General features: G+C 64.8%; 23 protein-coding genes. 6 read left to right on the top strand and 17 right to left on the bottom strand.

What is annotated here, in order from left to right:
• Positions 1–6 precede the first annotated feature (6 nt).
• From ACEI37_RS23165 to ACEI37_RS23120, 10 genes are all read right to left on the bottom strand, one after another.
• Positions 7–1,089, bottom strand: a complete 1,083-nt coding sequence (locus ACEI37_RS23165; protein ID WP_373378320.1) for a glycosyltransferase family 4 protein — start codon at positions 1,087–1,089, stop codon at positions 7–9.
• Positions 1,082–2,197, bottom strand: coding sequence for a class I SAM-dependent methyltransferase (locus ACEI37_RS23160; protein WP_373378319.1), 1,116 nt, complete (start codon positions 2,195–2,197; stop codon positions 1,082–1,084). The genes ACEI37_RS23165 and ACEI37_RS23160 overlap by 8 nt, the downstream gene beginning before the upstream one ends.
• Positions 2,194–3,363: a glycosyltransferase family 2 protein gene (locus ACEI37_RS23155; protein WP_373378318.1), complete on the bottom strand. Its 1,170-nt coding sequence runs from the start codon at positions 3,361–3,363 to the stop codon at positions 2,194–2,196. Before ACEI37_RS23155 ends, ACEI37_RS23160 begins: the two co-directional genes overlap by 4 nt.
• On the bottom strand, positions 3,351–4,397 hold the full coding sequence (locus ACEI37_RS23150; RefSeq protein WP_373378317.1) for a DegT/DnrJ/EryC1/StrS family aminotransferase: 1,047 nt from the start codon (positions 4,395–4,397) through the stop codon (positions 3,351–3,353). Before ACEI37_RS23150 ends, ACEI37_RS23155 begins: the two co-directional genes overlap by 13 nt.
• Positions 4,398–4,511: 114 nt before the next feature.
• Positions 4,512–5,144 carry a NeuD/PglB/VioB family sugar acetyltransferase gene (locus tag ACEI37_RS23145; RefSeq protein WP_373378316.1) on the bottom strand — a complete coding sequence of 211 codons (633 nt, stop codon included), beginning with the start codon at positions 5,142–5,144 and terminating at the stop codon, positions 4,512–4,514.
• A gap of 504 nt (positions 5,145–5,648) precedes the next feature.
• The gene (locus ACEI37_RS23140; protein ID WP_373378315.1) at positions 5,649–7,460 is read right to left on the bottom strand and encodes a hypothetical protein; all 1,812 of its coding nucleotides are present in this window, start codon (positions 7,458–7,460) and stop codon (positions 5,649–5,651) included.
• Between the two features lie 20 nt (positions 7,461–7,480).
• A complete protein-coding gene (locus tag ACEI37_RS23135; RefSeq protein ID WP_373378314.1) occupies positions 7,481–8,734 on the bottom strand; it encodes a lipopolysaccharide biosynthesis protein in 1,254 nt (417 codons plus the stop codon).
• Positions 8,734–9,867, bottom strand: coding sequence for a glycosyltransferase (locus tag ACEI37_RS23130; protein WP_373378313.1), 1,134 nt, complete (start codon positions 9,865–9,867; stop codon positions 8,734–8,736). The genes ACEI37_RS23135 and ACEI37_RS23130 overlap by 1 nt, the downstream gene beginning before the upstream one ends.
• Entirely contained in the window at positions 9,867–11,186 is a 1,320-nt protein-coding gene (locus ACEI37_RS23125; protein ID WP_373378312.1) for a sugar transferase, read from the bottom strand. Before ACEI37_RS23125 ends, ACEI37_RS23130 begins: the two co-directional genes overlap by 1 nt.
• On the bottom strand, positions 11,183–12,325 hold the full coding sequence (locus tag ACEI37_RS23120; protein ID WP_373380306.1) for a glycosyltransferase family 4 protein: 1,143 nt from the start codon (positions 12,323–12,325) through the stop codon (positions 11,183–11,185). Before ACEI37_RS23120 ends, ACEI37_RS23125 begins: the two co-directional genes overlap by 4 nt.
• Positions 12,326–12,568: 243 nt before the next feature.
• On the opposite strand from ACEI37_RS23120, the gene ACEI37_RS23115 reads away from it, so the two are divergent.
• Genes ACEI37_RS23115 through waaA form a run of 3 tightly spaced genes read left to right on the top strand, consistent with a single transcriptional unit; the run spans position 12,569 to position 16,330 of the window.
• The gene (locus ACEI37_RS23115) at positions 12,569–13,954 is read left to right on the top strand and encodes a phosphomannomutase/phosphoglucomutase (RefSeq protein ID WP_373378311.1); all 1,386 of its coding nucleotides are present in this window, start codon (positions 12,569–12,571) and stop codon (positions 13,952–13,954) included.
• Entirely contained in the window at positions 13,935–15,041 is a 1,107-nt protein-coding gene (waaC, locus tag ACEI37_RS23110; RefSeq protein WP_373378310.1) for a lipopolysaccharide heptosyltransferase I, read from the top strand. The genes ACEI37_RS23115 and waaC overlap by 20 nt, the downstream gene beginning before the upstream one ends.
• Complete coding sequence (gene waaA / locus ACEI37_RS23105; protein WP_373378309.1) at positions 15,041–16,330, top strand: lipid IV(A) 3-deoxy-D-manno-octulosonic acid transferase; 1,290 nt, start codon at positions 15,041–15,043, stop codon at positions 16,328–16,330. Before waaC ends, waaA begins: the two co-directional genes overlap by 1 nt.
• 7 nt (positions 16,331–16,337) lie before the next feature.
• Here waaA and ACEI37_RS23100 read toward each other — a convergent pair whose 3' ends face one another.
• Both ACEI37_RS23100 and ACEI37_RS23095 read right to left on the bottom strand, forming a co-directional pair.
• Positions 16,338–17,429, bottom strand: a complete 1,092-nt coding sequence (locus ACEI37_RS23100; RefSeq protein WP_373378308.1) for a glycosyltransferase family 4 protein — start codon at positions 17,427–17,429, stop codon at positions 16,338–16,340.
• Positions 17,426–18,715, bottom strand: coding sequence for an O-antigen ligase family protein (locus tag ACEI37_RS23095; protein ID WP_373378307.1), 1,290 nt, complete (start codon positions 18,713–18,715; stop codon positions 17,426–17,428). Before ACEI37_RS23095 ends, ACEI37_RS23100 begins: the two co-directional genes overlap by 4 nt.
• Before the next feature lie 355 nt (positions 18,716–19,070).
• Between ACEI37_RS23095 and ACEI37_RS23090 the strand changes: the two genes are divergently transcribed.
• Positions 19,071–19,877: a DUF4377 domain-containing protein gene (locus ACEI37_RS23090; protein ID WP_373378306.1), complete on the top strand. Its 807-nt coding sequence runs from the start codon at positions 19,071–19,073 to the stop codon at positions 19,875–19,877.
• A 186-nt stretch (positions 19,878–20,063) separates the two neighbouring features.
• Here ACEI37_RS23090 and ACEI37_RS23085 read toward each other — a convergent pair whose 3' ends face one another.
• The 5 genes from ACEI37_RS23085 to ACEI37_RS23065 form a co-directional block, all read right to left on the bottom strand.
• Positions 20,064–21,239: an IS481 family transposase gene (locus ACEI37_RS23085; RefSeq protein ID WP_174080471.1), complete on the bottom strand. Its 1,176-nt coding sequence runs from the start codon at positions 21,237–21,239 to the stop codon at positions 20,064–20,066.
• A 167-nt stretch (positions 21,240–21,406) separates the two neighbouring features.
• A complete protein-coding gene (locus ACEI37_RS23080; RefSeq protein ID WP_373378305.1) occupies positions 21,407–22,915 on the bottom strand; it encodes a TolC family outer membrane protein in 1,509 nt (502 codons plus the stop codon).
• A 76-nt stretch (positions 22,916–22,991) separates the two neighbouring features.
• The gene (locus ACEI37_RS23075) at positions 22,992–23,315 is read right to left on the bottom strand and encodes a rhodanese-like domain-containing protein (RefSeq protein ID WP_012353593.1); all 324 of its coding nucleotides are present in this window, start codon (positions 23,313–23,315) and stop codon (positions 22,992–22,994) included.
• Positions 23,316–23,327: 12 nt separating this feature from the next.
• Entirely contained in the window at positions 23,328–23,981 is a 654-nt protein-coding gene (locus tag ACEI37_RS23070; RefSeq protein ID WP_373378304.1) for a protein-L-isoaspartate O-methyltransferase, read from the bottom strand.
• Between the two features lie 162 nt (positions 23,982–24,143).
• Entirely contained in the window at positions 24,144–24,968 is an 825-nt protein-coding gene (locus ACEI37_RS23065) for a TetR/AcrR family transcriptional regulator (RefSeq protein ID WP_373378303.1), read from the bottom strand.
• Between the two features lie 246 nt (positions 24,969–25,214).
• Between ACEI37_RS23065 and ACEI37_RS23060 the strand changes: the two genes are divergently transcribed.
• Together ACEI37_RS23060 and ACEI37_RS23055 are read left to right on the top strand one after the other, a co-directional pair.
• Positions 25,215–25,499 carry a YkgJ family cysteine cluster protein gene (locus ACEI37_RS23060; protein WP_373378302.1) on the top strand — a complete coding sequence of 95 codons (285 nt, stop codon included), beginning with the start codon at positions 25,215–25,217 and terminating at the stop codon, positions 25,497–25,499.
• A gap of 60 nt (positions 25,500–25,559) precedes the next feature.
• A complete protein-coding gene (locus tag ACEI37_RS23055) occupies positions 25,560–26,120 on the top strand; it encodes a DUF1439 domain-containing protein (RefSeq protein WP_373378301.1) in 561 nt (186 codons plus the stop codon).
• Positions 26,121–26,178 lie beyond the last annotated feature (58 nt).

The following is a 26,178-nucleotide window of genomic DNA, read 5'->3' as shown; positions in this document are numbered from 1 at the left end:
GAGCAATCAGTGGGGTGCTCTCTCGCCCAGCTCTCGAAAGACATCATCATAGGTGTCCATCATCTGCTGGCGGCTGAAGTGCCGCTCCGCATACTGACGAGAGCCTTGCTTGAATCGTGTCAGTTCAGCCGGATTTTCTCGCCACGCGGAGAGAATGCCCAAGATGCGCTCTGCCTCCGCAGGGTGCGCCAGGAAGCCATTTACTCCCTCGGCAATCAGTTCAGGAACACCGCCCACAGGGGCCCCGATAACGGGGACGCCGCAGGCATTGGCTTCCATCACAATATTGGGCCGCCCATCCAGCTTGGACGGCAACACCAGTACATCAAGGGTCTGTAGTACGGCTCTTACATCAGACGCGTAGCCGCGATACTGTAGCTGGCTGGCTGCCGGACTATTCTGAACCCGACGCCGGACCTCATCCGTTTGGGCGCCGTCGCCCGCAAGCACAAAGCGGGCGTCTGGCAATTGCGGATAAATCCGTTCTATCAGGTCAATAAAGCCGAGCGGGTTCTTTTCCGGCGACATCCGCCCCACGTAGCCCACCACCAGCCCTTTTTCGGAGGAAGGCTTAGCCGCAGGCGTCAGCCAATCGGTGTCGATGCCATTCCGAACGATGCGCACTTTTGCGTCCGCCTTTGCCGAATTCCGTTCTACGAACCGCTTCATGTGCTCGGTTTCCACGATCACCCCGTCGATGCATTGCTCATACAGGAAGTGGTTCAGGGTATGGCCGATCTCGTTATACAGCGTATCGACTATGCGTAGCGAGGGATTACGCTCCTTCCAGTAAGGAAGGTGATGGTAGAGCAGCGGCGCACCGATCTGTAGCACCAGGCCGGTAGCCCGACGTTGCATCTCTCGCCAGACAACATCAAGGGTGTCGTGATGCGGCACGGCGCTCAGGTCAAGCAATTGCTTGTCGGCGCGAAAATCCTCCATATCGTCCGGCGTGTAGACGGACGAAGCGTCGGAGCAGAACGCCACCGTTACGTCGAAATTGCGGTGGCGCATCTCACGTAACACCTGAAGAGACAGTGCTCCTTTAACCAGAAACGGAAGAAGGGCCAGGATCCTGGGATTACTCATCGGTCTTTTTGCTTTCTTCTAATGCTTGCAAGTATCGAGTTTGCTTCGAGTGCACATCCTGCAAGTTGTCAAACGAAGCCTTCCAGTTAGCTGCCTGCGTCTTGTACCACTCTGCGTTGGTTGCAGCTGTGCAATCCGCATACCACAGCTGCATCAGGTGCGTAAGCAGTCTGGGGCTGCCGGTTTTCTCGATGAGCGGAGGCAGGGCGAGGATGCGCTCAGGGCTAGGGCGGAACGAGTGGACTACGTGGTAGGCCACGTTCACATTGCTTTCCTGGTCAGTTAGTCCCGCCGGGACTTCCTGTCTCATGCAGCGGAACAGATGTTCGACCCTGGCAAAAGTCCCCGGATCACTTGCGAGGGCACCGATGTAGGTTGAGCTATAGCCTTTGATGTCTGATTCAAAGCCGGTGAAGGTATAGCCGGGAAAGCTGCCGAGGAGGGTTTCGATACCTCGAATGGTCGGATAGTAAATATGCTCATACGATCCTTCCAGCCAATCCTTGTTGTCGCGCGTTTGCGACATCAACGGAATTTCGAAGATCAGCACGCCTTCCGGCTTCAGCGCTTCCAGACAGGCATGGAAGGCGCCACGCAGGTCCAGCACATGCTCAAACGTTGCAATCGACGTGATTACGTCGAAGTGGCGTCTGAATTGATCGTGTCTCAGGTCCGCCAGCACATCATTACCAATGATCGTCACGCCGCCTTGGCGCGCGCGTTCGGCAGCGTGCGCATTGACCTCGATGCCATAAGTCTCGTAGGCGGGCCCGAGGCCGCGCAGCATGAAGCCATCGGCACAGCCCACATCCAGTACGCGACCGCTGTCGATCAGTGCCTGCACCAACAGCCTAGCCCATAACAGTGCATGCTCAGCGGTAAAGGCATAATCGGCGTAGCCGACTTCCAGGTGAGCTTCGCCGCCGTAATAGCCGTCCTGATAAAAGACACTGGTATCCGCGGGCGGGTTCTCGATCATTCCCATGCCGCAACTTGCGCAGAACAGGACCCGTCGACCGTCGCCACGCATTGCAGTATGAGAATAGTGCCGGTCGGCGCATACATTGCATTCGAAAGCGCCGCTCTGGCCTTCAATACTTTGTGTCATCGGTATCCATCAAGTTTCCGCAATAACTCAGGGGCAATCTTGGCCCGCCGCAGCAAGGCTGCGGCGATTCTCCGCGGGGTGTATCGGGTCCGCCGCATGTGATAGACCCGTTCCCAATGCTCCGCCTGTGCTTGCCAGTAATTCCGCGCATGGATGAACTCGCCAATATCCCGCTCCAGCTTATTGGCATAGGCGAACCCTGGCGAACCTTCCCGGTAGGTAGTGAGCGCACGGCGTCCGGCGCGCACCAAGGAAGTGTCCGGTTCGTCGGACAGCACCTCGCTGCGAAAGGCCGTAAAGTCAGGAAATTCAGGTGTTGCCAGGACAATGCCGAGCAGGCGATAGGCGTGCCTGGGTTCTAGCTTGCACAGCTCCCCGTGGCGCGCTACCCACGCGATGATGCTCTCGACGGTGGGATGAAGGGCGCGCGCTTCGGCCAGCGGGACCAGGTTGCGCATCATGGCGTAACTGAGTTCAAGGAACTGTCCGAGCGGGTCGGCGTGGGTGACGCCGCGCTTGTGCAGTCGCATGAAGGTCAATTGCTGAGGTACGACGGCGAATTTGCAGCCCATTCTCAGGGCGCGCGTCCACAACTCGTAGTCGGGGGCGCGCACCATGGCCGCATCGTCCAGGCCGATACGAAGGTGCGCTTCGCGGCGTACCATGCTCGATGAGCGGCACAGCCAGTTCATGCCAACCCAGTTTTGTACCAGGTTGAGGTTGTGAGGCTGATTGATGCCAGCTTCGAGGGAGGGCGCATCGGGGTGCGGTTTGCCCTCGTGATCCAGGATCTTGACGTGGGTGCCAATGATGTCGAGGCGAGGATCTTTCTGGACGGCGCGCAACTGAATTTCTGCCTTATTGGGCGCAATCCAGTCATCGGCGTCCAAGTTGACCAGCCATGTTCCGCGGGCCGCTTCCACCGCGCGGTTGTAGCTGCCTGCGCCTCCGAGATTATGTTCGTTGACTATGAGCCGGATGCGGGGGTCATTGAAGCTGCGGACTACCTCGACCGACCGGTCACGCGAGCAATCATCCACCACCACGATCTCAAAGTCCTGGACCGTCTGTTCCAGGATGGAGCGCAGTGTCGTACCGATGTACTCCTCGTAGTTATATGACAGGACGATATAGGAAAGCAGCGGCTGGCCGTTCATTTCAGGCATGCTGTGATCCGGTCGAGGTCGGCGTCGGAAAGGTTGTCATGGAAGGGCAAGCCAATCACGCGGGCGGCCAGCTTGTCAGTGCCGGACAGATCTGCGCGCGGAACGTCGGCAAATGCCGGATGACGGTGGCAGCCCAATCCCCACCAGCGACGCCATTCGATGCCTGCGGCATCGAGCCGCTCTATCGTGCCAGCCACGTCGTGCTCGGGAATCGTCACATTCAGCGTCATGGTCACCCACTTCACGCCAACGCCGCGCTGCAGCACGGCTGCCTTGCCCTCGAGACGGTGCCGATAGGCTTCAGTGAGATCGCGCAGCGCGCGCAGACGGTCCGGCAGGGCGTCCAGTGCAGCCAGGCCCACCGCGGCACTGTATTCCGAGATCCGGTAGTTGCCGCCGCGGATGCTCGACAGCCGCTCGACACCCATAAAGCCGAAACCGGTCATCGCTGTCGTCCGGGCAGTCAGCTCGGTGTCGGCGGTCAGAATGGCGCCACCCTCGCCGATACCGAGCACCTTGGTGGCATGGAGGCTTACGCACGCGGGTTGTGCGCCAACGTCGGAAATCGCGGTAACCGCCGCGGCAGCATCGAATACCACCGGTATGGCATGTCGCGCCTCGAATGCTGCCCAGGCCTCGAAATCGGGCGGCGCACCGAAGGCGCTCACCACCAGCACGGCCGCCGGCGGCTCGGGCACCGTGGCAAGCGCCGCTTCTGCGATTTCAGGCGTAAGGGCGAGACTGTCGGGATCGACTTCAAGCAGATAAGGCGTAAGTCCGGCATTGCAAACGGCATGGGCGCTTGCAATAAACGTGTAGGAAGGCATCAGGCAATAGCGCCCGCCCGGCGTTGATCGCGAGCGCAAAGCAAGCTCGATGGCGGTCGTGCCGTTACTCGTGATCGTTACTCCTTTTGCACCGGTCAGCTCGCTTAGCCGAGCAACGAATTCGCGATACAGTGGACCGTAGTTGCTGTAGCTGCGGTTCTCATCGATACGTCGCAGATAGGGCAGCAATGCTGCGACTTCAGGCAAGTGGGGAACCAGTACTTTGATTGGGGCCTGCGACGCGGGAAGATGATTAGCCATGGAATGAAGCAAGGAGCTGAACAATGTCAGGAATGACGCGAGCAACGCTCACGTCGAAATTTACGAAGCTGCCGCCGAGCCGGCACGCCGCACAATCGGACGCGCCGGGACGCCCACCACGGTAGCGCCGGGATCCACGTCACGGATGACGACGGCACCTGCGCCAACGACGGCGCCGGCGCCAATCGTGCAGCGAGGTGCCACCACGGCACCAACGCCGAGATCCGCGCCTTCCCCTACAGTGACCCCGCCAGCCAGGGATACACCGGGCCCCAGGTTTGCGAACGTCCCGATCTTGCAATCGTGCGAAATCACACAACCAGGATTGATCAAGGCATGTTCGCCGATTTCGACGTCCGTGGTCATGCTGGCCGGCCCGAGAAATATTGCTCCTTTTCCGATTACCACGTGGTGCCCCTTGGTTACTGCGGGATGCATCAATGTGGTGAAGTGGCGGGTATGCAACTTGCTGGCAATGCGTGCGCGCGCCCTGCAGTCTCCCACAGCGATGACAAAGGAGACGTCTTCGCGGGCGAGCCACGGTTCGATGTTGTCGAAGACTGGTACGCCACGGATCGGCTGCGCCGCATAGCCTGGCTCGACGACGAACGCTAATACGTTATGTCCGGTTAGCTGCAGCGTCGCAAGCACCTCGCGACCAAGGCCGCCGGCCCCGAAGATCACAATCGACATAGCTGTTAGGGCGCCATTTGGCAGATTGTTGGGACATCGAAGTATCGCATACTGTCTGATGGCTCCTGACGTTAACGGCAACCTTCCGGTAATCGACAGGGTACCCATTCGCGGTGGTGTCGCTCATGGGAATGCCAACACACCGGCTCCGGCTGGCGAGCAAACGCTTAACCCGCCATGTTACTGATGCAACGGCCGCCGGCGGCTATATGTGCGCTTTTGAAACAAAAGAAACTTTGACGAAACAACGTCGATGCTAGGCTTGCCGGGTGTCGGGCGCGGCGTTGGTCATCGGAGGTGTCGCGATAGCGCGCATCGGCAAGCTAACGCGACGTATGCATGCGTGGATGCCGCCAGCTCAAGCCGTACGGCAGGAAATCCAGCTACCATTAGGTTGCCCAAAGAACGAAAAAGGGCGCATGCTCATTCTGAGCTTCAGAATCCTGAGCGCGGCATGGCGCGGGCCAGACCGCGTTCCGCGCCAAGATTTTGGCGTTGCCTTGTTTACACCCGACCGACACAGTTACCTCGGGGTCTGGCGGACATGGGAAACTTCGCGGGTCCGCTGCCGCTGAAATTGAATAGTTGTCGGGGCACGCCTACATTGTCGGGGCCCAGCAGGGTTGGCATGTCCGATTCTATCAAAGTGATGTGCGAATACCTGTTAAATATGCTGTCCACCCGGCTTACGGGAATCGCGGGGAAGCATTGCCGCCACATGGTTAGCGCAGGCACGGGCGTGACATGTGACGCGGAGCGATAACCGAGCCCGTTCAGCGTGGCGCCGGAAAAACCGTATGCGGCGAGAACGCCGTCATTTGCGTGCGCCTGCCTTGTGAGTTGATGCAGTATCACGGTATCGGGCACGTTGAATATGGGCCAGGCCGATTGCAGTGGATTGAACGGGAAGAACATCATGGCCCCGCCAAATGCCGCAAGCCCTGAAATGCAAGTCAGCGGCTGCAGACTGCGCACTTTCCGGATGAGGATGCACAGCAGCGCGGCCGGAACCACGTACAGGTCGTTCCAGTAGCGCGGGTGAAAGCCATATCTCGATGCCTTGAACAAGAGCCAAGAGGCAATGGCGAGGCCAATGAAAACCAGCGCCCGTTGCGTTGACCATGCCAAGCCCGTTACCCGCACAAGGGCCAGCGCAAACAAAGTGAGCAGCAGGCCGGCAGCGAAAACCATGCGCTCGGGCTGTACGTGATTCCACAATAATGGTTTGCCAAGTATCGCGGGAACTGGCAGCAGCATCCAGCTCGTCACCAGCACGAGGGCGGCGAACAGGACAGCCACTGGCACCCACTGGCGTCGGGCGGACAGTGCATTGCGCAGGTTGCGGTAGTCGAGGAAGCACAGGCACAGCACCACGAACCACGTTCCTACGACGCCGATCTCGGAGATGTTCGCCCCGATCAACGAGTTGTATGACCGGTCAAAGGTACTGGCGGGAAAGAACTGCGAGAGCCAGCGCTCCACCGGCAACGCGCCGCCCGAGAAGTTGCGCTGGCCCGGATAGAGCGTCTGCATGGTCCCTAGCAAATAGCCCTTCAGGTAAAGGACCACAGTCGCGGCAGCCAGCAGCGACGTGCCAGCAAGACTGGCAAGGCGTGCCGGTCGCCACCACTCCCTGCCGTAGCAAAGTAGGAAAACGGCCCCTGCGAAGGCCAGAGATATGAATAGCGGCGGATAGAAATCAGTCATCAGCCAGCTTGTTGCTAGCCAATAGAAAAGAGCTAAGCGCACTACGATGGGGGCCTCGATGAAAAGTACGGCCAGCGCGCCGGCAAACAAAGCAATGATCGGCCCTTTTTCATTCCACCAGAATTGGGAAAATCCGGTGAAATAGAGCGTTAGGGCAAGCAGGAACGATTGTGGGTGCGTGGCTCCGGCAACGCGGAAGAGCTTGCTGTATCCGACGATAAAGACCGCAAAAATGGCGAACCAGTGAAACGAAAAAGCGTACGCGGCATTGACCAGCGGATACAGCCACATGGTCGGTTTGAATATTAGGCCCCAGTCCGCTATCGGCAGACCATAATTGATGCGCAGATCCTCCTGGTACAAAGAGGTGGCATTGAACCGTTGCAGGCCATTGCGTACGGTGGCCTGGGTGAGCGGCGTGACGACCGACCACTCATCGCTGCGAATAGCGCGCGGCTTGCCAAAGTGCAGCCCCTCGCCCTTGGCGCCGATGCGTTCGAGCACGACTCCGTACGACGATGGGGACCAGGTATTCCCGACATAAATCGCGCCGAGCGAAAACAGCGCGAACCAGACCAGATATTTGCGGAGCAGCGCAAATGGAAGCATATTTTGCTTATCGGTATAACTCAGGCGGAAGAGGTGGCGACTGCCGGTTTCCGTCCGGAGACAAGAATCAATGCGAGACCGAATATGACGGCGACCGCGTTGCCCACAGCGTATCCCAGGATAGCGCCCCTTGTGCCAAGGCTTGGCACGGCAATTACGTTGACAGCCACGGTGGTGATGAGCACCAGAGCCCATTTCGCCGCCACCCAGCGCGGCTTGCGCAAGTAGACCGGCAGCAGGCCAAGTCCGACATCCGCAAAAATCAGCGCCGATGCCAGTGCGGCAAGTTGCAGCAGCACAACAGCCTGCGCAAAGGCATGGCCATAGAGCAGGCCGACTATCCACTCGGCGCAGATCGCGATAAGGCCCGCACCGCAAAGCCCAACCGCCACCATGCCCATGGTGACGCGAAGCACATTGCGACGTGCGGCCGCCCCTGATTTCTGCGCAAACACATAGATCGGCGCCACTCCAGCCGCCAGAATGGTCGCGATGGTGGTGAAGTTGTCCAGCACCTGCATCGTGGCCGCATAGGCGCCAAGCTCGGAAAGCGGCACGACCGGCTTGAGGATTAGTTGATCGGAGCGGCGAGCTGCCACCATCAGCATGAAACTGATCCAGAACAGCGCGCCGTCGCTGATCAGTTCGCGCGCCAGCGCGGGCTGGTACGACGGAATGGCGCGCGGCGAACGGTATAAGTAGTACCAGGCCAAAAGCAACGCCGCAACCAGTGGCTCGAAGGCAAAGGCGGTCGCGTAGGCCGGAACCGCTTTCACGCCGGCAATGAAGAGCATTGCGATCAATGCTGTTTTTAGCGCAAGCGCGAATAAATTGAAAACGACATTGGGCCGGTTATGCGTGCGCGCCTGCATCCACGCGATCACGATGCCGAACGGTTCGCGCAGCATAATGGCCGTGCCCAGCAGGATGGCGGGAATCCACGTGTCAGCTGTTTGCCGGGTGAGTGCAAGCCAGGCACACATGAGCGCGTAGCCGGAAATGCCGGCAACAAGCCGGATCACGAAAGCATGAGCGACCAGGGTATGCCGATCCTCGGTCGGCGCTGCCACCAACCGCGGCACCACCACCTCCGCCGAACAAATCAACGGTATCGACGCCGCAATAAACACCAGCGACTGCGCATACTGGAAATGCGCGAACCCCTCGGTGCCCAGCGCCCGTGCCAGCATGGCCACCACGCCGATGCCCACGACCACCTGCAAGCCACGGTCGGCCAGCATCCATAGCAGGTTGCCTGCGACTTTGCGGCGCATCAGGGTTGTTTCCTCAGGCTGCGGTATTGCGCCAGCCATTGCCGCGCCACACCGTTCACGTCGAAATGGCCGACGATCCGCTGGCGGCGACGGTCGCGTTCGGATTCGGTGCCAGGCAGGCTGGCGATGGCGTTGCGCAAGGCGCTTGCCAGGGCCTGCGGATTGCCAGTGGGGGTCAGCGTGGCGGTGTCTCCCGCCAGTTCGGATACGCCTGCCGCCGCGGTCGCCACGACCGGCAGCCCGCTGGCCAGCGCTTCGCCCACCGCCAGCGGCATGCCTTCGATGCGCGACGACAGCACGAAGACATCGGCGGCGCGTAGCAGCTCCGGGATGTCGTTCCGGGCGCCGGCCAACAGTACGGCATGATTCAGCCCGTGCCGCGCGACCTGATGCGCCAGCGCATCACGCAACGGACCATCTCCGGCAATCATGAGCCGCGCCTTGGGCAGATCGCGGCAAACTTCGGCGAAGGCCTCGATCAGCATGGCCTGGTCTTTCTCCGGTACCAGCCTGCCGACGTTGAGCACAAGCCGGTCATCAGGCCCCAGGCCGAGGTTGCGCCGGGTCTGTTCGCGCGAAGCCTGGTCCGGGCGAAAGCGGCTGGTATCGATGCCGTTGGGCATCACGATCACGCGCCCGTCCGGCACGGCGCCGCTGGCTACCATCGCCAGGCGGCCGGCGTCGCTGACATGGGTCGTCAGGGCGCACCAGCGGTCCGTGACGCGGTAGGCGAGGGCGCGCAGGCGGCCGCCTTCGCGCGCGCTGTGCGCCGAGCAGATGACTGGCGGCATGCGTCCCGTTCTGGCCAGCACTCGTGCGAAGAGGTTGGCGTGGACCATATGGGCGTGGATGACATCCGGGCGCCACTGCCGTACAAGGCGTCGGGCCTCGCGCAGTGCGGCAAGCATCGACATCGGAGTCTTGCGCATGTCCAGTTCGGTGACGGGGATGGCGGCAGGCAAGTCGATCTCCTGCCCCTGCGTCAGGCTGACGATGGCGACTTCGTTGCCCAGTGCCAGGAAGGCGCGCGCCAGTGCCGCGATCTGCTGCTCGGCGCCGCCCAGCTTGAGGCCTGTGGTGATGACAAGGATGCGCAAGGGCGCCGGCGCGGCAGTCTCGTCGACGCGGCCCATCAGCGGGCTCCGTAGCCGGTCGCGAGGGTCCTGAGTGTTTTCACCCCGATCAGCAGGTCCAGTGCCAGCGAACAATGCTTGACGTAATACAGGTCATAGCTGAGCTTGGTCACAGTTTCCTCGTGGCTGCCGGCGTAACCCTGCTGCACCTGGGCCCAGCCGGAGAGGCCGGGCCGCACCAGGTGGCGGTACGGGTAATAGGGAATGGTTTCGGAAAACCGCTCGACCATGGGTGCCTGCTCCGGCCGCGGTCCGATCAGGCTCATATGCCCGAGCAGCACGTTCCACAACTGCGGGATCTCGTCCAGGCGGTACTTGCGGATAAAGCGACCGACCCGGGTCACGCGAGGATCGCGGCGTGCCGCGAACAAGGCGGGCGCGCTGGCGTCGACGCCCATGCTGCGGAACTTGAGCATGACAAAGGGCTTGCCGAACAGGCCCACGCGCTCTTGTCGGAAGATCGCGCCACCGGGGGTTTCAAGGCGGATCGCCAGCGCGACGGCAAGTCCGAGCGGCACGGCCAGCGGCGCCAGGCAGGCGACCGCGACGATATCGATCGCGCGCTTCAGGTAGCCGTAGAGGTAGTGCGCGGCGTAGTCGTCCAGGAAGTTCTCGTCGATGTGCGCCAGGCCGACGCGGCCGGTCAGCATTTCGCCGACACGCTCGACGGAGTACATGCGGACATGGCTCATCTTGTAGTGCGCGAGCAGTCGCGTGCGTTCGGGGTCGCCGGTGGCGCTGCGCTCTACCATCAGGCCGTCGAAGTGCCTCGCGTCCTCCAGCGAGCCCACCGGTTCGAAGCGGATGCGGGCGGGTGCCGCGGCGCCGGGCATGGCGAGGATGGCGTCCAGCTGCGTCAGCGTGCCGGGGTCGGTATAGCCGAACAGCGGCACGTAGTTCTGCACGAAGCGTCGATAGCCGGTCCAGAGCCACGCCAGCGTGATCAGGTAGGACAGCAGCAGGGCGCCGCGCGAGTATTCGATATGGAAGGCGGCAAACACGAACAGCAGGCCGCAGAACGGCAGCGTCGCGGCAAGCCCGGCCAGGCTGTTGCCCTCCATCGCCGGCAGGTGCAGCGAGCGATGGAGCAACATGAACGCGACCAGGTACGGCACTACGGACCATAGCAGCGTGCGTGTGAACACGTAGGTCACGATGCCGGCGCGGTGCGCCATTTCGGCGCCGACCGCGCTGAGCGCGAACAGCGCCAGGCCGAGCACCGCCCACGCCACCATCCGGCTGACACGGCGCACGGTCTCGGAACCGCCGGTGCGCATGCGCAGGGCGCGGTGCCGCATGCTGTCGGCCTTGATGGTCATGATGTCGGCACCCGCGCGGCGCGGGGCGTTTGGGCGAGGGCGTCGCGGTAGACGGACCAGGTGGCGTCGGTCATGCGCTCGAGGCCATAGCATTGCTCCCACCGCTGGCGCGCGCCGTGGCCGAGCGCCGCGCGCAAGGCGCTGTCGTCGGCAAGGCGGCGCAGCGCTGCGGCGAACGCGGGCTCGTCATCGTGATCCACTAGCAGGCCGTACCGGTGGTATTCGAGCTGCTCGCGGATGCCAGGCAGGTTTGAAGCAACCACCGGCAGTCCGGCCCGCATTGCCTCGAGCACGGACAGCGGGAAGCCTTCGTGGTCCGACGCCAGTACAAAGGCCTGGGCCGAAGCCAGCAGCGCCGGCACTTCCGTGACGTTGCCGGGAAACTCCACGCGACCCGGTGCAAGCTGTTGCGCCAGTTGCTGCATGGCGTGCCGCTGCGGGCCGTCTCCGACCAGGGTCAGCACGCACGACTCCAGCCCTGCGCGCGCGAACGCGCGTATCGCCGCGTCCTGGCGCTTGGGCGCGGCAAAGCGCGCCACCATCACAATCCTTCGCAGGGGGGCTTGCGGGTCGGCGCGATGGGGTGTATCGGGGATGCCGTTGGCAATGACCGAAATGCGTTCGGCGGGAAGCGGAAGCGAGCGGGCCAGGTGTCGTTCCGCTTGCGCGACGCAGATCACGCGCGCCGCCAGCGGTGCCAGCAGCCATTCCGCCACGCGCGCGGCCATGCGCTGGCGCGGTGGAGCTTCGGCCTTGAAGGCAAAGCCGTGGACGGTGTAGACCACGGGTATGCCGAGCAACAGTCCGGCGATGCGGCCCAGGGCGCCCGCCTTGGCGCTGTGCGCATGGATCAGGTCCGGCGCGGCCTGTTTCAAGGCCCCGACCAGTTCACGCAAGGCATGGATGGCGCGCCAGGGCGACAGGGCATTATCCAGCCGTGTCAGCCGGATGGTCTGCGCGCCGTTGCGTGCCGCGATCTCGAAAAGGGGGCCTTCGCCGCCCGCCAGCAGCACGGTATCCGCCTTGCCGGCCGTCGACCGCAGCAGGTCGGCGACATGCGATTGCGCGCCGCCGACCTCCGCATTGGTGATCAGGTAGGCAATGCGAGGTCGGGACGACGGTTGCGCGGATGGCTTCAAGGCTGTGTACGTTTCGTGACGGATCGGGTCCGCCGCGGGTCCCGCGGCAGCACAAAATACCCCTGAGCGCGAGGCAGGGCACCGCCGGATGTAGGACAGACTCCGAAAATTGTGTCCATCCGTGATAATGCGGCGATTATACCGCCCGGGCCCGCCGCAATCCGGCAAAATAGCTGCCTTTGGGGCGCCGCATCGGCCTGCTGGCAAGGTGTGGCGCGGACGACAAGCAACTCAGGACCCTACATGCAAATCGATCCTTCCATCTTCAAAGCCTATGACATTCGCGGCATCGTGGGCAAAACGCTCACCCGCGACGTGGCGCGCCAGATCGGCTTGTCGTTCGGCTCCGCCGCCGTGGAGCTTGGCGAGACTTCCATCGCCGTCGGCCGCGACGGCCGGCTATCCGGTCCGGACCTGATCGGGGGCCTGGTCGAGGGCCTGCGCGCCACCGGGCTGGACGTGCTCGACCTTGGCATGGTGGCCACGCCGATGGTCTATTTCGCGACCAATATCGAGATCGACGGCGTACGCCCCACCTCGGGCATCATGGTCACAGGCAGCCATAATCCGCCCGACTACAACGGCTTCAAGATGGTGCTGGCGGGCCGGGCCATCTATGGCGAGCAGATCCAGGACCTGCGCAAGCGCATTGAGGCCGGCGCTTTCACCCAAGGCGCAGGCGCGTACAAGGAAGTCGATGTGCGCGCGAAGTATCTCGACCGGATCCTGGGCGACGTCAAGCTGTCCCGGCCGATGAAGATCGCGCTGGATGCCGGCAACGGCGTGGCCGGCGCCTTCGTCGGCGACCTGTTCCGCGGGCTGGGCTGTGAAGTGGTCGAACTGTTCTGCGAGGTCGACGGCAACTTCCCCAACCACCATCCCGACCCCGCGCATATCGAAAACCTGCAGGACCTGATGAAGACCCTGCGCGAGACCGATTGCGAGCTGGGCCTGGCCTTCGACGGCGATGGCGACCGCCTTGGCGTGGTGACCAAGGACGGGCAGGTGATCTTCCCGGACCGCCAGCTGATGCTGTTCGCCGAGGAGATCCTGTCGCGCAACCCCGGTGCGCAGGTGATCTACGACGTGAAGTGCACCGGCAAGCTGGCGCCGTGGATCCGCGAGCACGGCGGCGAGCCGCTGATGTGGAAGACCGGGCATTCGCTGGTGAAGGCCAAGCTGAAGGAAACCGGCGCGCCGATCGCCGGCGAAATGAGCGGCCATGTCTTCTTCAAGGATCGCTGGTACGGCTTTGACGATGGCCTGTACACCGGCGCGCGGCTGCTGGAAATCCTGTCGCGCCACGCCGACCCCAGCGCCGGGCTGAACGCGCTGCCGAACGCCAACAACACCCCTGAACTGCAACTGAAGTGCGCCGAGGGCGAACCGTTCACGCTGCTCGACAAGATCCGCGCCAATGCACGGTTCGAGGGCGCGCGCGAAGTGATCACCATCGACGGCGTGCGGGTGGAATATCCCGACGGCTTTGGCCTGGCGCGTCCGTCCAATACCACGCCGGTGGTGGTGATGCGTTTCGAAGCGGACAACGACGCCGCGCTGGCGCGCATCCAGGCGGAGTTCAAGCGCGTGATCCTCGCCGAGAAGCCGGATGCTCAGCTCCCGTTCTGAGGGCGCGACGGTGCCTGCGGCATCGTCTGACGCGGCCGGTGTGGCACAGCCCATGCCGGCCGCGGTGCCTTTTGCGCTGCCGGAGCGGCCGCGCATCCTGCTGGTCAAGGTATCGTCGCTCGGCGATGTGGTCCACAACATGCCGCTGGTGCACGACTTGCGCGCGCGCTGGCCGGGCGCGGAGATCGACTGGGTCGTCGAAGAGGGCTACGTGGACCTGGTCCGCCTGCTGCCCGAGGTGCGCCGCGTAATCCCGTTTGCGCTGCGGCGCTGGCGCAAGCGCCTGCTGCAAGGCGGCACCTGGGCCGAAATCGGCGCGGTGCGCGACGCCTTGCGCAAGGAACGCTATGACGCCGTGATCGAAAGCCAGGGCTTGCTCAAGACCGCGGTGGTCGCACGCGTCGCCGCGCGCGCGCCGGGTGCGCCCATCATCGGGCTTGGCAACGCGACGCAGGGCTCGGGCTATGAGCCGGCGGCGCGGCTGCTCTATACCGATCCGGTTTCCGTGCCGCGACAGACCCATTCGGTGCGCCGCTCGCGCTTGCTGGGCGCAGCGTTGACCGGCGCCGCACCGGCGGAGCCGCCTTTGTTTTTCGGGGAGGGTGCGCGGACACTGTCTGTCGACGATCCGCTATGGGCGGATTTGCCGGCGCGCTATGCCGTGTGCTTCCATGCAACCGCGGGGGCGCGCAAGAAATGGGCGCTGCAGAACTGGCACGCGCTGGGCAGGCGCCTGGATCAAGCGGGGCTGGTGATGCTGTTGCCGTGGGGCAATGACAAGGAACGCCAGGCTGCCGAAGCCATCGCCGCCGGCGTGCCGCGGGCCAGGGTGTTGCCGCGCTTCTCGGTGATGCAGGGTTTTGGCCTGATCAACCGCGCCGAAGTCGTGATCGGCGTGGATACCGGCCTGGTCCATATCGCCGCGGCGCTCTGCCGGCCCACCGTGGAAATCTATACCGCTACCTGGCGCTGGAAGACCGAAGGCTACTGGTCGGAGCGCATTGCCAATGTCGGCGACGATGGCGTGGTGCCGTCGGTCGATGAAGTCTACGAGGCGGCTTGCCGCGTGCGCGGAGTGCCCGCCTGATGTTGCGTCTCCTGTACAGCTTGTTGTGGGTGGTGGTGCTGCCGCTGGCGCTGCTGCGCCTGGCCTGGCGCGCGCGCAAGGAGCCGGGCTACCTGCAGCATGTCGGCGAACGCCTCGGGGCCTATGGCGGGCTGCCGAAGCCAGGGCCGTGGCTATGGGTCCACGCCGTGTCGGTGGGGGAGACCCGCGCCGCGCAGCCCTTGATCGAGGCGCTGCTGGCCGCGCATCCGCATCACCGCCTGCTGCTGACGCACATGACGCCGACCGGCCGCCAGACCGGCGCGCAGTTATTTGGCAAGGAGCCGCGCATCGTCCAGTGCTATCTGCCCTATGACCTGCCGTGGCTGGTGCGTCGGTTCATGCGGTACTTCCGGCCGCAGGTGGGCATGCTGATGGAGACCGAAGTCTGGCCGAACCTGGTGCATGGCGCGCGCAAGGCAGGCGTGCCGCTGTACCTCGTCAACGCCCGCTTGTCGCCGCGCAGCTACCGGCGCACGGCCCGCTTCGGCCGCGCCGCGGCGTCGATGTACCGCGACTTTGCCGGCGTGCTGGCACAGACGGCCGGCGATGCCGAGCGCTTTCGCGCCCTGGGCGTGCCCGCGGTGCAGATCACCGGCAACCTCAAGTTCGACATGCAGCCAGCGCCGGCCGGCGTGGCGCTGGGCGGGCAGCTGCGCAAGGCCTTCGGCACGCGCACGGTGCTGGCGGCGGCCAGTACGCGCGAGGGCGAAGAGGCGATGCTGCTCGACGCCTTCTCGCGCTGGGAATCACTGGCGCCGGGCGTGCCCCGGCCGGCGCTGCTGCTGATTCCGCGCCACCCGCAGCGTTTCGATGAAGTGGCCGCAATGGCTGCGCGTACCCGGTTTTCGGTCGCACGCCGCAGCAATCTGGATCTCGATCGCGAGCGGTCGCCGCTGACGGCCGACATCGTGCTGGGCGATTCGATGGGCGAGATGGCCATGTACTTTGCCGCGTCGGACCTGGCGTTTATCGGCGGCAGCCTGTTGCCGCTGGGCGGGCAGAACCTGATCGAAGCCTGCGCCGTCGGCACCCCGGTGCTGATCGGGCCGCATACCTTCAACTTTGCGCAGGCGACCGAGGATGCGATTGCCGCGGGCGCGTGCCTGCGTGTCGACAATGCCGACGTGCTGATGCGTACCGCGGCCAGCGTGCTCGCCGATCCGGCACGCCTGGCTGAGATGCGCGCGCATGCGCAGACCTTCTCGGGCCTGCATCGCGGCGCCACGGTGCGCACTTTGGCGGCCGTCGCCCCAGCGTTGGAGGGCTGACTGAAAGTTAGCTCGGCGCCCTGACCAGGGCATCCCACTGTTGCGCGATGTGTTCCAGCGCGAACTGGCGTGCCTTCTGGCGGCCGCTGGCGCCGAGCGTTGTAGCCAGTTCCGGTTGGCGGATCACGGCAAGAAGCGCCCGGGCCAAGGCATCGGCGTCGTCGGTGGCAACCACCAGCGCGTCCCGGCCCGGGTCCAGTAATTCGCGCGGGCCGGTCTCGCAATCGGTCGATACGATCGGCAGCCCGAAGGCCATCGCTTCGATCAGCACCAGCCCGAAGCCTTCATAGCGAGAACTCAGGCAGAACACCGCGGCGTTGCCGTAGGCTTGCACGGGGTCATGGCAGATTCCCGGCAGGCTGGCGCTGTGTTCCAGCCCCAGTTCCCGGATCAATGCCGCCAGCGCGAGGCGCTCCTCGCCTTCGCCATGGATCACCAGCTGCCATTGCGGCGCCTGCGCCGCCACGATCTTCCAGGCGCGCAGCAGCACATCGAAACCCTTGGCCGGGACCAGCCGCCCCATGGCCAGCACCGTCCTTTGCGTGCGTGGCGCCGGCGCATCCGGTAACGCAAACGGCAGCGGGTTCGGCAGGCACACCACCTCGCTGCGTGGCCGCAGCGCTTCCAGCCAGCGGCTGCGGTCGCGCTCCGTCAATACCACCACCTGGCGGCAGAAGCGCGCCGCCAGCCGCCGCGCCAGCTTGCGTGCGGGCTTGCCGAGGTCCTCGTCGAAGTGGCAGTGCTCCCAGGCGATATGGTGCAGGCCCAGGCCCGCCGTGGCAGGCAGCACGAACAGTTCCAGCATGGTGTCCACCTGCACCAGGACATCGATCCGATGCGCGATGCAGTGCCGGCGGATGCCGGCAATCGTGGTGAAATAGGTGCGCTTGAAAGAAGGGCGTCTCGCGAACACCGCTTCATGGCGCACCTCGGGGTGCAATGGAAACTGGCTGGACCGGTCCCAGAGGCTAAGGACGGTGACGCGGTGTCCAAGCGCCGCCAGCGCGTTGGCAATGGTGGCGGTCATCCGCTCCGCGCCGGCCATCGCATTCAGTGTGCCGGTCAGGAAGCAGATATGGCGCCGCGCGTCCGGGTTCAAGGCGTTGCGGCCGCCGGCAATTTGCTCTGGCGCGCGACAACATAGGCAAAGCAAAACGCCATGACCAGGCTATAGAAGGCATTGACCAGCGTCGTGGCGAACATGACCTCGGTCAGCCCGAACACCATGAAGCCGCAGCACAGCGCCAGCCCCATGGCGCTGGCGACCCGGGTGCCCCGGTCAGTGCCGCGCAGGTGGCGCAGGAAGAAAATCGCCGGCACGAGATACAGCGCAAGGATCGCCAGCAATCCGGGAATGCCAAGCGTCGCTGCGGCATGCAGGAGCTCATTGTGAGAATGCGGCATGGTCGCGGCCAGCGGCGTAATCACGTGCTGCGTGGCAAGGGTCTGCAGGGTCGTTTCGAAGTGTTCCGGCCCGACGCCGGTCCAGGGGTGGGCCTGGAACAGTTCAAGCGACGCGCGCCAGAGCTGAAGGCGAACTCCGACCGAAGTGTCCGACGTTACATGCTGAACAAATTGAGACACTTCCGATACAACCGCAGCCGTCCTCTGCTGCACGATCGCACTGCTGAACCACCCCAGCGCCATCAGCCCCGCCAGCCCAACCAGCACCCCTGCCTTGTGCAGCCGCGTCAACCTCCGTGATGCTGCCAGCGCGATCAGCGCCAGCACCGGAATCGCCAGCCAGCCGCCACGGGTGCCGCTCATGTATGACGCGTACAGGCCCGCGAAACCGCCCAGCAGTTTCAGGCCAGCCAGCCAGTGATCGCCCGGGCGGTTCCAGCCGATCGAGATCACGGCGAGCATGCCGGTCAGCAGCGCGAGGTTGCCGAAGGGGATGACATTGGAGAAGCCGACATGGCTGGGACGTCCCGCCGCGGCGACTTCGTGCAGCCACAAGGCGGATATCAGTGCACAGGCGACGAAGCCCCACTGGATATTCTGCATGCCGCGCCGGCCCAGGCGCAGCATGCCGGGGACCAGAAGGATGAACAGCGCAAAACGCAGGTAAAGATAGGGCACATGCGGGTCATCGGCGCCGGTCAGCAGTTGCTGGAGCAGCACGGCCAGCGGCAGCGCCGCCATGGCCAGCATGAACGGCCAGTACCGGCGCAGGATGCAGCCATATTCGGCCAGGGCGGCGCGGCCGCCGGCAGCCAGGGCGATGACGCTCCATCCCAGCAACAGCCCGTAGCAGGTGTTGCTGAGCGACGGCTTGACGAACATCAGCGCGGGAAACGCAGCCAGGACAACACAGGCGCTCAGGTACAGAGCTTTGTCGATCCCCAACGGTAGGGACCCTTGCAATCTCGTCATCAAGAGCATGGAGAAAGGTTTCCGGAGGAAGGTGGGTGCATGGGAGATGCATGCCGTTCCGTCCGTCTTATTATTGTCGCCGTCTCCTGAGGAGCGGTGCCCTGAACCGGCATTGCCGTTCGGGGCGAAGCGATTATATCGGATGGCCACGGTGGCATTTCCAGGAGTTCCGCATCCTAGCGGGCTGAGCGTGTCGACCCGTTACAGGATGTATGTGGAGGGTCAGGCGCCTCAAGAGGCCTTGCCGGATCGGCTTGCTAAACTGAAGGTCTATGGCCGGGTGCACTTTCCGGCATGCTGCCAGTCACATCCATCGATGACATCGCTACGGGCGCCCCAGGGCAGCCCCGCTACAGGAGTTCTTATGGATAGCCGTAATCGCCTGATTCCCTTCGCGGCCGCCGTGCTGGTCGCCGCCGTGCTCGGCGCCTGCACCACCGCGACCGCGCCCAACCTTCCTTCGGCCGGCACCAACCTGAACCAGACCCAGCCGTCCGGCCCGAGCCGCTGGGAACTGGTGCGCTGGCAGCAGCCTGACGGCTCGCTGCGCGAAATTCCGCACGGCGACAATGGCCAGCCGATCATTTTCGAGTTCAACGAGGGCATCGATGCCGCGCAGGGCACGGTCAGCGGCACCAGCGGCTGCAATCGCTTTAGCGGCAGCTATGGCAAGACCGAGACCGGCATCCGCTTCGACCGCGTCGCCGGCACGCGCATGGCTTGCCCGCCGCCGCGCATGGCGCTGGAGTCGGCGCTGCTGAAGGCGATGCAGACGCCGTTCGCCACCGTGGGCACGCAGCCGTCGGCGGGCAGTACCGGCCGGCAGATCATCTGGAAGACTGTGGACGGGGATCTGCTGCAGTTCGTGGAGCGCGAGGGCGTGGGCAAGCGCGGCGCGCGCGTGGAGGCTGCTGGCGTCGAGAAGACCGTCTATATCGACTCGCAGCGCGTGGAGTGCACGGGCGTGGGCAAGATGACGTGCTACCGCTGGCGCGAGTCGCCGGATGCGCCGTGGCAGCTGTGGTACGGGCCGATCGAGGGGCTGGATTTCGAGCCGGGCGTGTCGTACCGGCTGCGCGTGCGCGAATACCAGGTGCCGAACCCGCCGGCGGATGCGTCGGCGATCCGCTGGCAATTGCTGAACGTGGAGTCTCGCACGCGCGCGAAGTAGCTGTCGGTTTGCTCCCCTCTCCCATTTATGGGAGAGGGGGGGGGGGGGAGAGGGCCGACGCCTCAACGAAGTGATACGTCACCATGCTTGGCAAACGCCGGCCCTCTCCCCCAACCCCTCTCCCGCTGTATAGACCGGGGACATGGTGGACGCATGTGCGAGGACATGGTGGACACATTGTAGACGTCAGGGGGTTACGTCCCTAGGTGATGCTTGTGGCCTGCACGCCGCTGCGGCGTGCAGACTAATTTCGCCGATTTCAAAGCGGCTGAACCATATGGTTAACACGCCGTCGCGCCGGGTCGGGCGTAGCGCGATCCACTGGCCGATGAACGCCTTGCCGATCTTGATGCGCCGGTTGCCAACCATGATCCGTGCGCTGCTGTCGACCTTGTAGACACGGTCGCCGCTCTGGTACTGCACCTCCGGCAGCGCCTCCGGGTAGGCCACGTTGCTCACGCGATAGCGTTGGGCCGGCACCTGCATGTCCAGGGCCTGATGGGGCCGCTCGTGGTTGTACACGTACCGATATCGATCGAAGACCTGCTGCGCCTCGGTGTTGTCTACGAAACGGCGGTGCTGCAGGACTTCGGCCTTCAGGGTGCGGTGGAACCGCTCGTCCTTGCCCTGTGTTTGTGGGTGATAGGGCCGTGAGTGGCTGACCCGGATGCCCAGTTGCATTAACCAGACCGTCAGCCTGGTGTAGCCCAGTCCCTCTTCGTCGCCGCCTCCCCATGGAGGGCCGTTATCCATGGTGATGCGCCGGGGCAGGCCGTAGCGGCGGAAGGCCTCGATCAGCTGCTGCTGCACCGTCTGGCGGCGCTGGTCCGCGCAGGCTGCCAGGCACAGGTTGAAGCGGGAATGGTCGTCGATCAGCGTGAGCGGAAAGCAGACGCCGTGCTCATTGGGCACCTGACCCTTGAAGTCCATCTGCAGCAGCTCGTTGGGTTCGTCGTGCTCGAACCGTCGCCAGGGGGTGGCCTGGGCGCTGGCCTGCGGATCGATCAGACCATGCCGATGCAGGATCGAGGTCACCGTGCTGGGCGCAGGCACCTCGGCGTGGCCCAGGTCGGACAGCCTGCGGCTGATCTTGCGCCCACCCCAGGTCGGGTGTTCGCGGCGCAGCATCAGCACCAGTTCCTCCAGGAAATCAGCGGTGCGCTCGGGGCTGTGGTGCGGCCGCCGGGGCCGGTCGGCCAAGCCCGCGGCGCCTTCCTGCCGATGCCGGGCCAGCCACTTATAAGCGGTTTGCGGACTGATCGAGAACCGTCGGCACAGCTCCCGACGGTTGCATCCCGGCTGGGACGCCAGGGCAATGAACTCCAGGCGAAGGCTCATGGTGTCTCGGGCGCTCCACGGCATGGTTCGTTCTCCCGGGCAGATATCTGCCCGGGAGTGTCAACCATGTCCTCGCACACCTGTCACCTATGTCCCCGGTCCATACATCCCGCAAGCGGGAGAGGGGAGACAACCAGCGCATCTTCGCCGCACCACACGAAGAAAATGGGCCGCAGTTGCGGCCCGTTGGCTCAGGAGCGCGGCGTTCCGCCGTCGCGCCGCGCACCGCGGCGATCCGCTGCGGCAGCCGACTTTGCCGGCGCCTTCGCGCCAGCCTGCGCCGGCACCGGCAGCTTGTACATCGACCCCGGCACCGACGTCAGCAGCGTATTGATCTGCACCACGTCCGCTTCCTGCAGCACGCCGGTGGAGGCCTTCAGGCGCAGCCCGTTCATGATGGTGTCGTAGCGGGCCTTGGCCAGGTCGCGGCGGGTGGAGAACAGCTGGGCTTCGGCGTTGAGCACGTCGATGTTGATGCGCACACCCACCTCATAGCCGAGCTGGTTGGATTCCACCGCGCTGGTAGCCGAGCGTTCGGCCGCCTCCAGCGCCTTGACCTGGGCCAGGCCGTTGGAGACGCCGGAGTAGGTCTGGCGCGCGGTCTGGGCGGCGGTGCGGCGGGCGAATTCCAGGTCGCTGGCGGCCTTGTCGGCCAGCGCCAGGGTCTCGCGCACGCGCGACTGGATCTGGCCGCCGGCGAAGATCGGCAGGGTCAGCTGCACGCCGATCTGCGACGCGTTGTAGTGCGTCGAGATCGCCTGAGTGGCGCTGCCGGTCTGGTTGTTGAAGCCGTACGAGGCTACCAGGTCTACCGATGGCAGGTGGCCCGCCTTGGCCTTGTTGGTCTCGCGCTGCGCCGTTTCCAGGTTGTAGCTGGCCAGGTTGACCTGCAGGTTGCTCGTCTCGGCCTGCGCCGCCCAGGCGTTGACGTCGGGCGGCTGCGGTCCGGGGATCGGCGCTTCGGCGCGCAGGCCCATCAGTTCGTCAACGGGCTTGCCAGTGATCTGCTGCAGCGTGGCGCGCCTGATCTCCAGGTCGCTCTGCGCGGCGATCTCGGTCGAGGTGGCCAGGTCGAAGCGGGCCTGGGCATCATTGGTGTCGACGATGGTGGCGGTGCCGACCTCGAAGTTGCGTTTGGCCTGTTCCAGTTGCTCGGCGATGGCCTTTTTCTGCGCGCGCGCCAGGTAGAGGTTGTCCTGCGCGGCCAGCACGTCGAAGTAGGCCTGCGCGCTGCGCGTGATCAGGTCGAGCTCGGCCTGGTGGAAAGTGACTTCGCCCGCCTGCGCGGCCAGCTCGCCCTGCTTGTAGGTTTCCCAGCGGTCCCAACGGAACAGCGGCTGGCTCAGCTGCAGCTGCCAGTTATTGTTGTTGAAGAAACGCGTGCCCGAGGCGGTGGGCGCGCCGCCGATCGGCAGCGACGCGGTCTGGTCGAGCTTGGTGCGGTTGGCGCCGGCGGTACCTACCACCTGCGGCAGCAGGCCCGCGCGGCCCTGGGGCAGCTTCTCGCGCGTGGCCAGCAGCTGCGCGCGCGCGCTGGCGAACTGGGCGTCATTGGCTTGCGCATCGCGATAGACCTGCAGCAGGTCGGCCGCGCTGGCCGGCGCCGCGGGCATCAGGGCCAGCAGCGGGGCGAGCAGGGAAGCCGCGATCGCCAGGCGCGTCCGGATCGCTCCGGGCTGGGCGTTGGGCGCAAACGTCATGACACCTCCAGGTGGGCGCGGCGCTTGCCGCGGCCGACAGTCGTTTCTTCTTCGTGTTGCTGCGCTGGCTGCCGCGTCAGTATTTCGGCATGGCGGGGTCGACCTGGCTGGCCCAGGCGTCGACGCCGCCGGTCAGGTTGTAGACCTTGCCGTAGCCCTGGCGCTCCAGGTAGGCCGCCACTTGCATGCTGCGTGCGCCGTGATGGCAGATGCAGACGATGTCGGCGTCTTCGTCGAGTTCGGCAGCGCGCGCCGGGATGTCGCGCATCGGGATGTGGGTGATGCCGGGCAGGGCGCAGGTCTGCACCTCCCAGCCTTCACGCACGTCGAGCAAGACCGGCCTGGCGCGGCTGGCATCGGCCAGCCACTGGGCCAGTTCGGTCGCTTGGATGACCTGCATGGCGGTGCTTCCTCAGAACTGGAATTGCGAGGGCCGCGCCGCGCCCTGCAGGGGCTTGACCGCGGTCTCGAACAGGTTGACGACCTGGTACTCGGTCTCGGACACGCGCGTGACCAGGCGCGCTTCCATCACCGGCAGTTCGCCGACAAAGGCGGCGATGCGCCCGCCCACCTTCACCTGCGCCAGGATCGACGGCGGGATCGCCGGCAGCGAGCCCGAGATGCAGATCACGTCGTAGGGCGCGGCGGCGGCCCAGCCGTCGGCGGCATTGCCTTCGGCGACGTCGACGTTAGTGACGCCGGCGTTGGCCAGGTTGGCGCGGGCCAGCTCGACCAGCTCGGGCACGATGTCGACCGTCAGCACGTGGCGGGCGCGGTTGGCCAGCAGCGCGGCCATATAGCCGGAGCCGGCGCCGATTTCCAGCACGGTCTCATGCTTGCGCACGGCCAGGTCCTGCAGGATGCGGGCTTCGACGCGCGGCGCCAGCATGTTCTGCCCGGCGGGCAGCGGAATCTCCATGTCGACGAACGCCAGCGAGGCGTACGCGGACGGGACGAACTGCTCCCGCTTGACCACCGCCAGCAGGTCCAGGATTTCCTGGTCCAGCACGTCCCACGGGCGGATTTGCTGTTCGATCATATTGAATCGGGCTTTTTCGAGATCCATCTTGCCATTCCTTACCAATGCCAACCGCTGTCGGTCTGTGCGCCGGCCGCGCGGTGCCACGGCCGGACAGTCTTATCAAACCTCTTATTTTAACCTTGCGGGCGCCTCCGGGCTCATTCCGCCGGGCGCTGCCGGCGGCGGTGATCAGCAAATCCTTTCATTTCATGTCGGGGTGCCGGATCGCGGAACGGAGGCGTCGGGCGCGGCATCGGCGGCCATCGCGGCGGCGCGTTGCGCCAGCATCTCGTCGCGGATCCCTTCCCAGATATAGGGGCCGTGCTGCGGCGGCAGCGGCCGGTTGCGCGCTTCGCCGGCGGTCAGCCCGAACAGCAGCGTGTCGAGCAGGCCATCGAGAAAGGCCTCGGGGTCGATGTCCTTCTCGGCGGTGGCGCGCAGCGCGCGCTGCCACATCATCAGGAATACCAGCGGCGCGCAGATCAGCGTGGTGGTGGGGTTGGCCGGCAGCGGGCGGAACTCCCCGCGCGCCACGCCGCGCGCCAGCACCTTGGCGAACAGTTCGTCGCCCGGCACCATCACTTCCTGGTTATAGAAGCGGGCGATGTCCGGGAAATTGGCCGACTCCGCCATGATCAGCTTGGTCAGTCCCGCCACCGGCGTGGCGCCGATCAGGCCCCACCAGCCGCGCAGCAGTTCGCGCAACAGCTCGGGCGTGGTGCCCTGGTAGGCATCAACCAGGTCGGCCCCGCGCGCCAGTGCCGGCACCAGGTTCTCGCGCACCACCGACTTGAACAGCTCTTCCTTGTTGGCGAAGTACAGGTAGACCGTGCCCTTGGACACGCCGGCCGCCGCGGCCACGTCTTCCAGGCGCGTGGCGGCATAGCCGCGCTCGACGAACAGGTCCAGCGCCGCCGCCACCAGTTCCTGCGGCCGCGCCGCCTTGCGCCGGCTCCAGCGCGGGCTGTCGGCGTCCTTGTGCGGGTCGGCGGGTGGCTTGGTCACGGCGGGCTTGCGAAGACTACGAGGCACGAGGGGCGCGTCGGAAAAGTTAATAACTTGTGGGTCAGTAATGTAGATGAGGCCCTGCAAGGGGTCAAGCACGGGCGTCGGCCAGGGCTTGTTCTCACGGGCAGCCTGCTTTGTCGGGTGATGGAAGGGACACGAATCTCTGGCGCTTACCGCGTTTTCCTTTTCTTACAGGACGTCCGCGGCCCTTCGGGCACAATGTCGGCTTTGTGCTGGCGGCCTGGCGGCTGCCGATTCCGAACCATCGTCATGAGTTGCCGGTCAGACCTTTCCTGCCGCGCGGGCTGCGGCGCCTGCTGTATCGCGCCGTCGATCGCATCGCCCCTGCCCGGCATGCCGGGCGGCAAGCCGGCGGGCGTGCCGTGCGCGCAACTGCTGCCGGATATGCGTTGTGCGGTGTTCGGCAGCCCGGACCGGCCCGCGTTCTGCGGCGGCCTGAAGCCGTCGGCCGAGATGTGCGGCGATACGCGCGAAGCGGCGCTGCAATGGCTGACCCGGTTAGAGATCCTGACCGCGCCGCAAGCGCACGCCTGAGCGGCCCGACGCGGCATGGCGCCTGGCATTCATTCCTGATATCCCGCAATCGGAGGCAATATGATCCGGACTTCCCGACGGCGCTGGCTCGCCGCTGCCGCCGCGGCTACCCTGGCGGTGGGACTGGTCGCCTGCGGCGCCTTCCGCAGCGAGTACACGTTCTCGCAAAGCCAGCTGCAGGCGGCGCTGGAGCGCAAGTTCCCGTTCAACAAGCGCTACATGGAGCTGTTCGACATCCAGCTGAGCAACCCGCAGCTGACGCTGGACTCCGTGCGCAACCGTGTCAACGTGCAGTTCGACGCCACCATCGACAACAAGCTGTTCTTCAGCCAGGCGCTGACCGGCCGCTTCGCGCTGGACAGCGGGCTGCGCTACGACGAGCCCACCCGTTCCGTGGTGCTGCAGGATCCGGAAGTGAAACGCTTCGACGTGCAGGGCATGCCCGCGCAGTTCTCGCGCCAGCTCAACGCGCTGGGCGGCATCCTGGCCGAGCAACTGTTGCAGGGCTATCCGCTCTATACCTTCCGCGAAGACCAGTTGCGCGTTGCCGGCACGCACGTCGAGCCCGGTACAATCACCGTTTTGCCCGACGGCATCAACGTCAAGATCAACCGCCCCTGACCGGGGGCGCATCGAACAACAATGCGGGCGGTTCGGCACCAGGCCGGACAACGCCCGT

This window comes from Cupriavidus nantongensis (assembly GCF_041726985.1).
Classification (GTDB): Bacteria; Pseudomonadota; Gammaproteobacteria; order Burkholderiales; family Burkholderiaceae; genus Cupriavidus; species Cupriavidus nantongensis_A.
This window is presented reverse-complemented; position numbering and strand designations above follow the sequence as displayed.

Bases quoted from the DNA above. Each gene is read 5' to 3' on its own strand.
- ACEI37_RS23165 (WP_373378320.1), bottom strand. From the start codon at position 1,089: ATGAGTAATCCCAGGATCCTGGCCCTTCTTCCGTTTCTGGTTAAAGGA.
- ACEI37_RS23160 (WP_373378319.1), bottom strand. From the start codon at position 2,197: ATGACACAAAGTATTGAAGGCCAGAGCGGCGCTTTCGAATGCAATGTA.
- ACEI37_RS23155 (WP_373378318.1), bottom strand. From the start codon at position 3,363: ATGCCTGAAATGAACGGCCAGCCGCTGCTTTCCTATATCGTCCTGTCA.
- ACEI37_RS23145 (WP_373378316.1), bottom strand. From the start codon at position 5,144: ATGTCGATTGTGATCTTCGGGGCCGGCGGCCTTGGTCGCGAGGTGCTT.
- ACEI37_RS23140 (WP_373378315.1), bottom strand. From the start codon at position 7,460: ATGCTTCCATTTGCGCTGCTCCGCAAATATCTGGTCTGGTTCGCGCTG.
- ACEI37_RS23135 (WP_373378314.1), bottom strand. From the start codon at position 8,734: ATGCGCCGCAAAGTCGCAGGCAACCTGCTATGGATGCTGGCCGACCGT.
- ACEI37_RS23130 (WP_373378313.1), bottom strand. From the start codon at position 9,867: ATGGGCCGCGTCGACGAGACTGCCGCGCCGGCGCCCTTGCGCATCCTT.
- ACEI37_RS23125 (WP_373378312.1), bottom strand. From the start codon at position 11,186: ATGACCATCAAGGCCGACAGCATGCGGCACCGCGCCCTGCGCATGCGC.
- ACEI37_RS23115 (WP_373378311.1), top strand. From the start codon at position 12,569: ATGCAAATCGATCCTTCCATCTTCAAAGCCTATGACATTCGCGGCATC.
- waaC (WP_373378310.1), top strand. From the start codon at position 13,935: ATGCTCAGCTCCCGTTCTGAGGGCGCGACGGTGCCTGCGGCATCGTCT.
- waaA (WP_373378309.1), top strand. From the start codon at position 15,041: ATGTTGCGTCTCCTGTACAGCTTGTTGTGGGTGGTGGTGCTGCCGCTG.
- ACEI37_RS23095 (WP_373378307.1), bottom strand. From the start codon at position 18,715: ATGCTCTTGATGACGAGATTGCAAGGGTCCCTACCGTTGGGGATCGAC.
- ACEI37_RS23090 (WP_373378306.1), top strand. From the start codon at position 19,071: ATGGATAGCCGTAATCGCCTGATTCCCTTCGCGGCCGCCGTGCTGGTC.
- ACEI37_RS23085 (WP_174080471.1), bottom strand. From the start codon at position 21,239: ATGCCGTGGAGCGCCCGAGACACCATGAGCCTTCGCCTGGAGTTCATT.
- ACEI37_RS23080 (WP_373378305.1), bottom strand. From the start codon at position 22,915: ATGACGTTTGCGCCCAACGCCCAGCCCGGAGCGATCCGGACGCGCCTG.
- ACEI37_RS23075 (WP_012353593.1), bottom strand. From the start codon at position 23,315: ATGCAGGTCATCCAAGCGACCGAACTGGCCCAGTGGCTGGCCGATGCC.
- ACEI37_RS23070 (WP_373378304.1), bottom strand. From the start codon at position 23,981: ATGGATCTCGAAAAAGCCCGATTCAATATGATCGAACAGCAAATCCGC.
- ACEI37_RS23060 (WP_373378302.1), top strand. From the start codon at position 25,215: ATGAGTTGCCGGTCAGACCTTTCCTGCCGCGCGGGCTGCGGCGCCTGC.
- ACEI37_RS23055 (WP_373378301.1), top strand. From the start codon at position 25,560: ATGATCCGGACTTCCCGACGGCGCTGGCTCGCCGCTGCCGCCGCGGCT.